We start from the raw sequence: 12500 nt of genomic DNA on the forward strand, positions 1-12500 counted from the left end.
TGCGCCGCTCAGGGCGCGGGCGGAACGCCTCCGCAGTTGGCGGAGGAGGCTGCGGGTCGACTCAGACTTCCGCCGCCGGCTCGTTCTCGTGGCCGCTCTTGCGTTCCGGCATCACCGCAGCGGCTGCGCCACGGCCGTTGAGCAGGCGGGCGAGGACGTCCTGCACCACCGGGCTCTTGCCGACCACACCTTCGATGGCCTTGCCCACCGACAGCGACTTGGCGAAGGAGTTGAAGAAGTCGCCCTCGCCGCCGACGATCTCGATGTTCGCCTTGCCCAGCGCGGTGGCGAGCACCTCGGCCTGGTCCTTGGCGATGTCCTTGTTCGCGGCGATGGCTGCCATGGCCTCCTCGAAGCTCTTCTCCAGCTGCATGCGGAACTCTTCGTGCTGGCGAGCGCTGTCGCTGAGGGCATCCAGGGCGCCGAACTTCTTGCCAAGCCCCTCGGCCTCGGCATTCAGGCGCTGCAGCAGTACTTCCGCTTCCGCGCTGCCCTGGTCCTTGGTGGCCTTGGCCTTGGCCGCGCCGAGCTGCTCCTCGCCGCGCGCCTGGGCGCCGAGCTTCTCGGCCAGCACCTTGGCTTCGGCCAGGCCGTCCTTCTCCTTGGCCGCGGCCTGCGCCTCGAGCACCCGGGCGTCGGCCAGGCCGCGCTCTTCGTCGCCCCTGGCTTCGGCGATCAGTTGTTCGGCACGTACCCGCGCCGCTGCCAAGCCATCCTTTTCCTTAGCCGCAGCGGTGACTTCCAGCACCCGCGCATCGGCCAGGCCCGGCGCTGCGCGCTCGGCCTCGATGCCCTCGGCCAGACGCTTCTTCGCCTCGGCCTGCTTCGACGCCGCTTCCAGCTCGGCCTGCGCCATGGTGTTGATTTCCACCGCCTTGTGCTTGGAGCGGGCCTCGTCGGCTTCCGCCTGCTTGACCTGGCGTACCAGCTCCTGCTCGGCTTCCGCCTGGGCCTGCAGCAGGATCACCTGCTTGACCCGCTCGGCCTCGGAAACCTCGCGCACCTCCTTGATCCGCTCCTCCTCCTGGGCCACGGTCTTTTCCACCGCGACGCGCTCGCGAATCACATTGGCGATGTTCTTGCGCTGCTCTTCCAGCGCCTTTTCCTTCTCGATCTTCTGCAGCTCCACCTCACGCTCGCGGGCGACGATCTCCAGGTCCTTGGCGCGGGTGACCTTCTCCACCTCGATGACCACCGCGCGCTGGCGGTTCTGCTGCGCCACCTCGACCTCGCGCTGGTGGTTCTCGGTGCGCACGTCGATTTCCTGCTGCGCCTGGATCCGCGCCTGCTCGGCCTTCAGCCGCTCCTCTTCCTTGACCCGCGCGGTTTCCGCTTCCTCGCGGGCACGGATGGTCTCGATCTCGCGCTTCTGCCGGGCCTCGGCGTCAGCCTGCTGGCGCTCCAGAGCCAGGGCCGCCTCGCGGGTCTCGACGTTCTTCTTCTTGATCGCCAGCTCTTCGTTGCGCTCCAGTTCGTTGGTGATGACGTTCTGGGTGGCGGTCAGCTCGGTGATCTTGCGGATGCCCTCGGCATCGAGGATGTTGCTCGGGTCCAGCGAGTTCTTCGCGGTCTGCTCCAGGTAGTCGATGGCGACGTCTTCCAGGACGTAGCCGTTCAGGTCGTTGCCGATCACCTCGATGATGCGGTCACGGAAGTCCTGGCGATTCTCGAACAGCTGGACGAAGTCGAACTGCTTGCCGACGGTCTTCAGCGCCTCGGAGAACTTGGCATTGAACAGCTCGTTCACCGCCGAACGGTCGGAAGCACGGTCGACGCCGATGGCCTTGGCCACCTTGAGCACGTCGTCCTGGGTCTCGTTGACCCGCAGGTAGAAGGCAACGGTGATGTCCGCGCGCATGTTGTCGCGGCAGATCAGGCCGTCCTTGCCGCGCCGGTCGACCTCCAGGGTGATCAGCGAGATGCGCATGAACTCCTTCAGGTGGATCACCGGATAGACCAGCGCACCGGTGAAATGCACCTTGGGCGTCGACGACATGTCGTTGACGATCAGCGCGGTGCCTTGCGGGACCTTGATGTAGAAGGCCTTGAACAGGGCCAGCAGGCCCACGACCAGCAGAACGACCAGGCCCACTCCCAGCAGGAGGGGCATCAGCGACGTCATATCCATAGCAGCAGTTCTCCTTGATTCTCACCGAGCCCGGGTCAGATACCGCGGAACTCTTCCTCGGTAACGACCCGATAGGCGTGCTCCGCCTCCAGGTACTCCAGCAGCACGACGCGATCGCCGCGCTTGAAGCCTTTGTTCTCTTCCGCACGAACTTTCAGGATCAGCCCGGCGCCGCCGTCTTCCAGCAACGCCTCGCCATGTTGCAGGGTGACCCGCCCGCTGCGCACCACCGCGACCTGGCCCAGCACCGACTTGCTGCTGGTGCTTTCCAGCTTGCGGAACAGCGGCCGCAACGGCCGGCACAGCGTGGCCGCCAGCGGCGCCGCCAGGAACAGCGCGCCCACCGCCACCACGGCGCCCAACGGGTAGCGCAGCCAGCCGAGCGGCAATGCGCTGAGCAGCCACAGCTGGACGAAGTAGCAGAGGAACCAGGCGAAGAAGGACAGCAGGGTCAGCACCAGGGTGACCGGTACGCCGTTGAGTTTCAGCTTCGCCAGCAGCGCGGCGAGGCCTTCGGCCTGGCCGGCGCCATCGACGACCGACTCGGCGTCGAGATCGAGCACATCGATCTCGACCATGCCCAGGGCGACGATGCCCCAGTAGATGATCGCTAGGATCAGAAGAAAGCTGAACAGCACGGTCGGGAACGACAGCGCCGTCTGCAGGAAACCTTCCATTGTCGCTCTATCCCTGAAAAACGGGCCCGGACGCCTTCGCCGGGCCGCGGGCCTATCAGGCCTTGCCCTTTTCCTTCAGGCGCGCCAGCACGCCATCCACGCTGTTGCCCGAGGCCTTGATCCCAGCCGCGCGCAGCTTGGCGTCCAGCGCATCGTCCGGCGCCGCCGCGCTGGCCAGTTCGGCCGCGGCATCCATGGTCGCCGCGCGTTCGGCCTGGCGCTGCTTGATCCGCTCCAGGGAGTCCACCGCGGTCTGCAGCTTGCTCTTCGAGTTGCCGTAGCGCTGGGCAACGGCCATCTGCGCCTTCTGCACGCTCTCGGTGGCCTTGACCGTATCCACCTGTTGCTTGAGCTGGCGGATGTTGCCCTCGGCCTGGCTCACCGACTTGCGCAACTGGGCTACGCTGGCGGCGAATTCCGCGACCTGGGCACGCTCGCCCTCGAGCTGGTTCTCCAGGGTCGCGATCTTCTCCGCGACCTCCCGGGCCAGCTCCTCGTTGCCGGCCTCCAGTGCCTTGATCGCGTATTGCTCGTACTCGGCGACCTGGGCCGCGCCCTTCTCGACGCGCTCCTGGGCCAGGCGGTGGCGGGCCATGATCGAGGCCAGCGCTTCCCGCGACTTGCGCAGTTCGACGTCGGCGTCGCGGATCTCCTGGTCGAGGATGCGCAGCGCCTGGCTGTCGACGATCGCCTCGCCAACCTCGTTGGCTCCGCCGCGCAGGGCGCTCAGCAGCTTGCTCCATACCGTCATGATGGTGTCCTCCCTCAGGCCCGGGCTTTCAGGTAGCCGGCGTAGACTTCCGTGGCGCGGATCACGTTGCCGGCCAGGGTTTCGATTTCGTGCAGCACGCTGGCCAGCGACGAAGTCGTGCTCAACGCGCCGAACATGCTGTAGCAGCGCTCCTCGCCCGGCAGGTTGAGCAGGCCGATGCTCGACAGCGGGAACAGTTGCCGGCTGAGCAGGACCTCTTCGTTGAAGGCGGTCGCGTCGGTAACGTCGCTTTCCGGCCAGAGCAGCGCCTCGACGATGATCTGCTCGCCCTGGGGCGCGACGAACACCGGCAGGTCGCCGTATTCGCGCATGATCACATAGAGACTCGCTTCCGCCCCCTCGATCAGCTCGATCTGGGCCTCGCCGCTGCTGAACAGCTCGGTGCCGCTCAGGGCCTCGGCCAGCGAGCGAGCGTTCCATACCCGGGCTTCCGTCATGTCTTCCTCCTTCTCCAAATGAGCCGCTCCGGCAGCCGGGCGACGCAGCATCCGCTCGATGCCGGCGAGCGCCGCGGCGTTCTCCGGCAAGATCCAGACTTCCTTCTTCACCAGGCCCTGCTCGCGCAGGCGCTGGCGAAAGACACGCTGATAATGGGCTGATGATTTCCGTTGCATGGACTCACACTACGAGATCACATGTAAGATTTCAACAGATCACATGTAATAAAAACCAACGCACGCGCATATCTACGCCGGGCCGGCCGGAGCATGGAAAAGAAACACGGGGAGGAAAGAGAGAAAGAAATGGCACGAGGGGCCTCCCTGGCTCGGTGTCTGGCGCGCTACATCCTGTATCGACTCCCGCATTAAACCCTCTATGCAAAAGGAATTGAAGGACCGCCGGGCATATCGGGAAAAAACGGGAAACGTCTCACCCTACCGCGGCACCCGCCCGCACCGCCGGCAAATGCTCTAGGCTATGCGCACACTGCAGCCTGACGGACACCGCATGGAACATTCGCCCAAACCGCTGGCCGGCCTGAAGGTGGTCGAGCTCGGCACCCTGATCGCCGGCCCTTTCGCCTCGCGGATCTGCGCCGAGTTCGGCGCCGAAGTGATCAAGATCGAGTCGCCCGACGGCGGCGATCCACTGCGCAAGTGGCGCAAGCTCTACGAAGGCACCTCGCTGTGGTGGTTCGTTCAGGCACGCAACAAGAAATCCCTGACCCTCAATCTCAAGCACGCCGAAGGCCAGGCGATCCTGAAACGCCTGCTCGGCGATGCCGACATCCTGATCGAGAACTTCCGCCCCGGCGTACTGGAAAAGCTCGGCCTGGGCTGGGATGTCCTCCACGCGCTGAACCCGCGCCTGGTGATGGTGCGCCTGTCGGGCTTCGGCCAGACCGGCCCCTACAAGGACCAGCCGGGCTTCGGCGCGGTCGGCGAGTCGATGGGCGGACTGCGCTACATTACCGGCTTCGAGGACCGCCCGCCGGTTCGCACCGGGATTTCCATCGGCGACTCGATCGCCGCCCTGTGGGGCGTGATCGGCGCGCTGATGGCGCTGCGACACCGCGAGGTCAACGGCGGCGAGGGACAGATGGTCGACGTCGCCCTCTACGAGGCGATCTTCGCCATGATGGAAAGCATGGTTCCGGAATTCGACGTGTTCGGTTTCATCCGCGAGCGCACCGGCAACATCATGCCGGGCATCACCCCCTCCTCCATCCACACCAGCGCCGATGGCCGCCACGTACAGATCGGCGCCAACGGCGACGCGATCTTCCGCCGCTTCATGCAGGCCATCGGCCGCGACGACCTGGCCAGCGACCCGCAACTGGCCAGCAACGACGGGCGCGATGCGCGCCGCGACGAACTCTATGGGGTTATCGACCGCTGGGTCGCCTCGCAGTCCCTGGAGGAAGTGCTGGCGGTGCTGGCGCGAGCCGAAGTCCCGGCCAGCCGCATCTACTCCGCCGAAGACATGTTCCGCGATCCGCAATTCCTTGCCCGCGAGATGTTCCTCTCGGCACGCTTGCCGGACGGCAAGCCATTCCGCATGCCTGGCATCGTGCCCAAGCTGTCCGCCACGCCAGGCTCCGCGGATTGGGTAGGCCCGGAACTGGGCGAGCATACCGATGCCCTGCTCGCCGAGCTGGGCTACGACAGCGAGGGCATCGCCGCCCTGCGCCGGGAAGGCGCCATCTGAACGGTACGCGGAGCTCTTCATCGGTGCTCCGCGGACAGGGCGGCCCCTCTCCCCTATCCAGCCAGGGAGAGGGGGTTATCCGCACGCTTCCACGAGCATGGCGCCATCCGGCAAGAGCCGCTGCACCGGCGCGCGCCTTCGGCCTGACCGCCCGATGCGCAACGCGCCCTCGAACGAGACGGTGCTAGCGCGACGAATACAGCAGCACGTGATCCCGCTCGCGGAAGGTCGCCAGCACGTCTTCCTCCATCCGCCCGACCAGCACCTGCAATTCCCGGCGAATGGTCTGCACGGCATCCTCGAGATAGCTTTCGTCGTTCAACTGCACCTTGGCGATGACCCGCTGCAACAGGGTTTCCCCCTGCGGATCGACCAGCGTGACCACCCGTCCGCCATCGGGCCGGGGCTGGCTGAGGGTGAAGGGATGGGGAGCGAAGGCATCGGCCAGTCGTTGCTTCAGGCTGTCCAAATCAGGTCTCCTGTTTCGACGAATAAGACTCGTCAAAGACCGAAAAAACGCGAATAGGGTTCGTCGATGCAAGCATTTACCGGACTAACGGCAGCATCTGGCGAAAGGCCACGTGCCGGCGCAAATAGCCATTCGAGCCGAACCAGGCCAACGCAACGATCAGCCCGCTATAAGGGAAGCACCGGGAAAAACTCCAACCATCCCACCCTCGCGCAACACCTTCACCTGCTTGAAATTGCAGTATCCGGCGCGTCCGTCAGGCAGTAACAACGAGACTTCCCCCTGCGCATCGAACAGCGAGGATCTCATGACTGCCTTCGCATCCCCCCGCGGCGCCTGGCGCGCCTTCATCCTCGCGCTGGCATTCGCCGCCGGCACGGCACAGGGCTCGCTGCTGTTCGGCGCCGTGGGCCTGGCCAACGACCAGTACGCGCGTCCGGTCGCCGACACCGAGATCGCCAGCACCGCCGTGCTCGCCGATTGTCGTGGCTTCGTCGGGACCATCGCCAGGATCGTCCTGCTGGACGGCTCGATCCGCTGCAACGAGGCTTTTCCCTATGGCTTCGCCAGCCCGATCAGTACCAGCGTCTACTATCCGGCGGACATCGCCGCGTCCGACGCCAAGCTTCCGGTCATCACTTTCGTCGGCGGCATACTTTCCAACGCCGGCAACTATCACGAACTGATGAAACTGTGGGCCAGCCACGGCTTCATCGTGGTGATCTCCTCCGACTTCATCAATTCCTTCCCGCTGATGCACGCCCTCGGCATCCTTGAGGTCGCGAAACTGGACAGGGACCCGGGCTCGGCCCTGCATGACCGGGCCGACTTTTCCCGGACGCTGGTCGCCGGGCACTCCGCCGGCGGCCAGGCCACACTGCAGAGCGCCAGCCTCTCTGCACAAGCCCTGCAATTCATCGAGCCACGGTTGAAGCTGGTCGGCGCCCTGCCGATCGAGCCAGGCCCCCTGGCCATCGGTTCCACGGTAAAGACCCCGACCCTGCTGCTGACCGGACTGGCCGATGTGGTCGTGCCGCCGCTCAGTTGGCCGATCCTCTGGCAGGGCCCGTTGATCCGCGACGTGCCCGCCTGGGGCGCCACGGCCACCACGGCGACCCACTTCAGCCCGCTGCGACAGATCGAGTACAACGAGTTCGCCGGCATCAGCGTCGCCTGGGTGCTGTACCAGGGAAAGAACGATGCCCAGGCCCGCGACTATTTCGTCGGGCGCTACTACAAGCTGGCCAGCGACATCCAGTTCAACGATCCACTGAGGCTGCTCCGCCCCTCGCGCAACAAACTCGCCGCTGCCCTTTGAGAAGACATGAAAAAGCCCGCCATCAAGGCGGGCTTCTTCCTTTCACGACAGGCTCAGAGCGGCTTGCCGCGATTGCCGTGCTGGCTGACGAAGGCCTGTACCTTGGCCAGCTCGTTCGGCAATACGGTGCAGCGCTCCTCGCGCTCGAACAGGTCGGCGAGGTGCGCAGGCAGCGCCGGCGCCTGGCCGATGCCGGCCTTCTCCACCGCTTCGGGGAACTTGACCGGATGCGCAGTGCCCAGGGTCACCATCGGCACGCTCAGGCTGCGCCGGCATTCGCGGGCGGCACGCACGCCAATGGCGGTGTGCGGGTCGAGCAACTCGCCACAGGAGCGGTATACCTCGGCGATGGTCTCGCAGGTCTGCTCGTCGCTGACCGCCAGGGAGTCGAACAGCTTGCGCGCCTCGGTCCAGCGCTGGTCTTCCACCGACAGCTTGCCGCTGGCCTTGAAGGCATCCAGCAGTTCGGCGACGGCCTTGCCGTTGCGGCCGTGCAGGTCGAACAGCAGGCGTTCGAAGTTGGACGAGACCATGATATCCATCGACGGCGACAGCGAGGGATGCAGGGTGTCCTTGTCGTAGCGATTACCGCTCATGAAGCGGTGCAGGATGTCGTTGCGGTTGGTCGCGACGATCAGCTGGCTGACCGGCAGGCCCATGTTGCGCGCCAGGTAGCCGGCGAAGATGTCGCCGAAGTTGCCGGTCGGCACCGAGAACGCCACCGAGCGATGCGGCGCGCCGAGCTGCAGCGCGGCATGGAAGTAGTAGACGATCTGGGCCATGATCCGCGCCCAGTTGATCGAGTTCACCGCTACCAGGCGGGTACCCTTGAGGAAGCCCTGGTCGGCGAAGCTGGCCTTGACCATCTCCTGGCAGTCGTCGAAGTTGCCTTCGATGGCGATGTTGTGGATGTTGTCGCCGAGGATGGTGGTCATCTGCCGGCGCTGCACCTCGGACACGCGGTTGTGCGGGTGCATGATGAAGATGTCGACGTTGTCGCAACGGCGGCAGCCTTCGATGGCCGCGGAGCCGGTATCGCCGGAGGTGGCCCCCATGATCACCACGCGCTCGCCGCGCTTGGCCAGCACATGGTCGAGCAGGCGGCCGAGCAGTTGCAGGGCGAAGTCCTTGAAGGCCAGGGTCGGGCCGTGGAACAGCTCCAGCACCCATTCGTTGCCGTTCAACTGGCGCAGCGGCGCCACTGCGTCATGGGCGAAGACGCCATAGGTTTCCTCGAGGATCTTCTTGAAGTCGGCATCGGCGATGCTGCCGGCGACGAACGGGCGCATCACCCGGAAGGCCAGCTCGTGGTAGGGCAGGCCGACCCAGGAGGCGATCTCCTCGAGGGTGAAGCGTGGCAGGTTTTCCGGGACGTAGAGGCCGCCGTCGCTGGCCAGGCCGGCGAGGAGGACATCTTCGAAGTTCAGGGCGGGCGCTTGGCCGCGGGTGCTGATGTAACGCATGTTCAAAACCTTCGCTGTTGACGCGGGCCCGCGAGCGGCGCCCGGCGTTCGATCAATTCAGTTGTTCGACACGGATACGGACCACCGGCCCGGACACGCCTTCCAGCGCTTCCAGGGCGGCGATGGCATCGTTGATGCGTTGTTCGATGACCCGGTGGGTAACCAGGATCATCGGCACCAGGCCGTCCTGTTCCTCGGCCTCCTTCTGCATGATCGATTCGATGTTGATGCCGCGCTCGGACAGGATGGTGGCCACCTGGGCCAGTACGCCCGGGTGGTCCTTGGCCTGGATGCGCAGATAGTAGGCGCTTTCGCAGGCTTCGATCGGCAGGATCGGGTGGTCGGACAGCGCGTCCGGCTGGAACGCCAGGTGCGGTACGCGGTTCTCCGGATCGGAGGTCATGGCGCGGACCACGTCGACGAGGTCGGCCACCACCGAGGAAGCGGTCGGTTCCATGCCGGCACCGGCGCCGTAGTAGAGGGTCGAGCCGACGGCGTCGCCGTTGACCATCACCGCGTTCATCACGCCGTTGACGTTGGCGATCAGGCGATCCGAGGGAATCAGGGTCGGGTGCACGCGCAGCTCGAAGCCGCTCTCGGTGCGACGCGCCACGCCCAGGTGCTTGATGCGATAGCCGAGGGCGTCGGCGTAGTTGACGTCGGCGCTGGTCAGCTTCGAGATGCCTTCGGTGTAGGCCTTGTCGAACTGCAGCGGAATGCCGAAGGCGATCGAGGCGAGGATGGTCAGCTTGTGGGCGGCGTCGATGCCTTCCACGTCGAAGGTCGGGTCGGCCTCGGCATAGCCCAGGGCCTGGGCCTCGGCGAGCACGTCGGGGAAGGTACGGCCCTTCTCGCGCATTTCGCTGAGGATGAAGTTGCCGGTACCGTTGATGATCCCGGCCAGCCAGTTGATGCGGTTGGCCGACAGCCCCTCGCGGATCGCCTTGATCACCGGGATGCCGCCGGCGACAGCGGCCTCGAAGGCGACGATCACGCCCTTCTCGCGGGCCTTGGCGAAGATCTCGTTGCCGTGCACGGCGATCAGCGCCTTGTTCGCGGTGACCACGTGCTTGCCGTTCTCGATGGCCTTGAGCACCAGCTCGTGGGCCAGGGTGTAGCCGCCGATCAACTCGACGACCACGTCGATCTCGGGATTGCACGCTACGTCGAAGATATCGGCGGTGATGGGGGTCGCACCGGTATCGCACTTCGGGTTCGGCCGGCGGGCGGCGATCTGCGCAACCTCGATACCGCGCCCGGCACGGCGGGCAATCTCCTCGGCGTTGCGTTCGAGTACATTGAAGGTACCGCCACCGACGGTCCCCAACCCACAGATGCCTACTTTGACCGGTTTCACGCTGGAACTCCCCATCTCACCTACGACGGCCGGACGCGCCGGCCTGCTATGGTTCCCCGAGCGAATCGAGGTTGACGCGACCACTGTACGGGCCACGACACATCCTGGCGATGGATTCCGCCAGCGGGCGGCGGAAATCGCCAATGATGAAAACAAAAGAGCCGCACATTACGAAGCGGCTCTTTATTAGTCAATTGTTCGGCAGACCCGGCGCTATTTGGCCTCCAGCGCCAGCTTGGCCAACTGCTTGGCCGGCTGGTAGCCGGGGAGCAACTGGCCGTTGGCAAGGACGATCGCCGGCGTTCCCTGCACCCCGACCATCTGGCCCATCTGGAACTGCTTGTCGACCGGGTTCTTGCACTCGGAAGACTTGATCTCCTTGCCGTTCATCATGGCGTCCATCGCCTTGGTCGGCTCCTTCGCACACCAGACCGCCTGCAGTTGCTTGTCGCCCGCCGACTGCGGCCCCTGGCGCGGGAACGCCATGTAGCGCACCTCGATCCCCTGCTCGGTCAGGTCCGGCACCTCGGCATGCAGCTTCTGGCAGTAGGGGCAGGTGGTATCGGTGAACACCGTGATGTGCGCCTTGGCCTGGCCCTTGGCCGGATACACCACCATCTCGCTGGCGGGCACGCCGTTGATCGCCTTGGCGATCGCCTGGCTCTCGGCCTTCTCGGTCAGGTTGACCGGCTTGCCGTCCTTCACCTGGTAGAGGTAGCCCTGCATGACGAACTGGCCGTCGGCGCTGGCGTAGAGCACCCGGCCGCCCTTCAGCTGCACCTGGTAGAGCCCCTGCAGCGGACTGCTGGCGATGGAGTCGATGGGCAGGTCCGGTTGCAGGGCCTGCAGGGTCTTGCGGATGTTCTGATCGGCATTGTCTGCCAGGGCCAGGGTACTCATCAGGCCGAGGGCGGCAGCAGCCAGAAAACGGGTCACGCGCATGTGTCACTCCTGTCGTGCGGTCGGCGAAGCCTACCATAGACCGCTATCCCGACGGGCCCGACGCTTGTCGCAGAACGCTACGAAAGCGCCTCTTTTCGGGTAGGTACGGATTTTTCGGACAAAGCGTCAGCCTCGCGGGTGGTGGCGTGCGTGCAGATCCTGGAGGCGGGCCCGGGCGATATGGGTATAGATCTGGGTGGTCGACAGGTCGCTGTGGCCGAGCAGCATCTGCACCACCCGCAGGTCGGCGCCATGGTTGAGCAGGTGGGTGGCGAAGGCGTGGCGCAGGGTGTGCGGCGAAATCGACGTGCCGATCGCCGCCACCTGCGCGTGATGCTTGATGCGATGCCAGAAGGTCTGGCGGGTCATCTGTTCGCCGCGCAGGCTGGGGAACAGCACGTCGCTGGGTCGCCCGCCAAGCAGGTCGCCGCGGGCCTCGCGCAGGTAGCGTTCGAGCCAGCCGATGGCTTCCTCGCCGAGCGGCACCAGGCGCTCCTTGCTGCCCTTGCCGAACACCTTGACCACGCCCTGGCGCAGGTTGACCTGCTCCAGGGTCAGGCCGACCAGTTCGCTGACCCGCAGGCCGCAGGCATACAGCACTTCGAGCATGGTGCGATCGCGCAGGCCCAGCGGGTCGTCGACTTCCGGCGCCGCCAGCAATGCCTCGACGTCCGCTTCGGAGAGGGATTTCGGCAACGGCTTGCCCAGTTGCGGCAGGTCCACCTGCAAGGTGGGATCCTCGGCGATCAGGCCGTCGCGCAGGCAATAGCGATAGAAGCCACGCAGGCCGGAGAGGAAGCGCGCGGTCGAGCGGGCCTTGTAGCCCTGTTCCAGGCGCCAGGCCAGGTGATCGAGGATCGCGTCGCGGCCGATGCCCTCCAGGCGCAGCCCGCGGCCATCGAGCCAGGCGTTGAACTGCTGGAGGTCGTTGCGATAAGCCTCGCGGGTGTTGTCGGCAAGGCCTTTTTCCAGCCACAGGGCATCGAGGAAACGGTCGATCAGGGGATGTTCGAGGGTACTCATGGATGAAGGCTGCGAACCAAATGAAAGCGCGGCTAGTCTTTCATAGCCTGGGCGCTATCGCGAGCGTTGGCCGTCATCGCCACGTAATGGTTAGTCAGGCCGGTCGACAGGAGGTCGGCCGGCTTCCCGTGCCCGCGGGAAAAAGCGGAGCCATGTGGCTCGATGGTTCGCCCCGGCTCAGGACGAGCGGAGCGACGCTGACA

Annotated in this window: 11 protein-coding genes; 2 read left to right on the plus strand and 9 right to left on the minus strand. The window is 65.5% G+C overall.

What is annotated here, in order from left to right:
* Positions 1 to 61: 61 nt before the first annotated feature.
* Genes JHD77_RS13855 through bacA form a run of 4 tightly spaced genes read right to left on the minus strand, consistent with a single transcriptional unit; the run spans position 62 to position 4191 of the window.
* Positions 62 to 2128, minus strand: coding sequence for a flotillin family protein (locus JHD77_RS13855; protein WP_003113833.1), 2067 nt, complete (start codon positions 2126 to 2128; stop codon positions 62 to 64).
* 35 nt (positions 2129 to 2163) lie between these two features.
* Positions 2164 to 2805 carry a hypothetical protein gene (locus JHD77_RS13860; protein ID WP_003100672.1) on the minus strand — a complete coding sequence of 214 codons (642 nt, stop codon included), beginning with the start codon at positions 2803 to 2805 and terminating at the stop codon, positions 2164 to 2166.
* Between the two features lie 55 nt (positions 2806 to 2860).
* Entirely contained in the window at positions 2861 to 3556 is a 696-nt protein-coding gene (locus tag JHD77_RS13865) for a PspA/IM30 family protein (RefSeq protein WP_003092609.1), read from the minus strand.
* Positions 3557 to 3570: 14 nt separating this feature from the next.
* On the minus strand, positions 3571 to 4191 hold the full coding sequence (gene bacA / locus JHD77_RS13870; protein ID WP_003092612.1) for a biofilm formation regulator BacA: 621 nt from the start codon (positions 4189 to 4191) through the stop codon (positions 3571 to 3573).
* Positions 4192 to 4495: 304 nt separating this feature from the next.
* Between bacA and JHD77_RS13875 the strand changes: the two genes are divergently transcribed.
* Positions 4496 to 5725 (plus strand): CaiB/BaiF CoA transferase family protein, encoded by a 1230-nt coding sequence (locus JHD77_RS13875; RefSeq protein WP_004351428.1) that lies wholly within the window; start codon positions 4496 to 4498, stop codon positions 5723 to 5725.
* 184 nt (positions 5726 to 5909) lie between these two features.
* Here the strand turns inward: JHD77_RS13875 and JHD77_RS13880 are convergent, their stop codons facing one another.
* On the minus strand, positions 5910 to 6194 hold the full coding sequence (locus JHD77_RS13880; protein ID WP_003092618.1) for a DUF3509 domain-containing protein: 285 nt from the start codon (positions 6192 to 6194) through the stop codon (positions 5910 to 5912).
* Positions 6195 to 6306: 112 nt separating this feature from the next.
* On the opposite strand from JHD77_RS13880, the gene JHD77_RS13885 reads away from it, so the two are divergent.
* Positions 6307 to 7512: a poly(ethylene terephthalate) hydrolase family protein gene (locus JHD77_RS13885; RefSeq protein WP_079380557.1), complete on the plus strand. Its 1206-nt coding sequence runs from the start codon at positions 6307 to 6309 to the stop codon at positions 7510 to 7512.
* Between the two features lie 53 nt (positions 7513 to 7565).
* Here the strand turns inward: JHD77_RS13885 and thrC are convergent, their stop codons facing one another.
* The 4 genes from thrC to xerD form a co-directional block, all read right to left on the minus strand.
* A complete protein-coding gene (gene thrC, locus JHD77_RS13890) occupies positions 7566 to 8975 on the minus strand; it encodes a threonine synthase (RefSeq protein WP_003092622.1) in 1410 nt (469 codons plus the stop codon).
* A 52-nt stretch (positions 8976 to 9027) separates the two neighbouring features.
* The gene (locus JHD77_RS13895; protein ID WP_003109642.1) at positions 9028 to 10332 is read right to left on the minus strand and encodes a homoserine dehydrogenase; all 1305 of its coding nucleotides are present in this window, start codon (positions 10330 to 10332) and stop codon (positions 9028 to 9030) included.
* 213 nt (positions 10333 to 10545) lie between these two features.
* Positions 10546 to 11274, minus strand: coding sequence for a bifunctional protein-disulfide isomerase/oxidoreductase DsbC (gene dsbC / locus JHD77_RS13900; RefSeq protein WP_003092626.1), 729 nt, complete (start codon positions 11272 to 11274; stop codon positions 10546 to 10548).
* Positions 11275 to 11400: 126 nt separating this feature from the next.
* Positions 11401 to 12297 (minus strand): site-specific tyrosine recombinase XerD, encoded by an 897-nt coding sequence (gene xerD / locus JHD77_RS13905; RefSeq protein ID WP_003092629.1) that lies wholly within the window; start codon positions 12295 to 12297, stop codon positions 11401 to 11403.
* Positions 12298 to 12500: the final 203 nt, after the last annotated feature.

This window comes from Pseudomonas sp. P20 (assembly GCF_016463925.1).
Classification (GTDB): Bacteria; Pseudomonadota; Gammaproteobacteria; order Pseudomonadales; family Pseudomonadaceae; genus Pseudomonas; species Pseudomonas aeruginosa.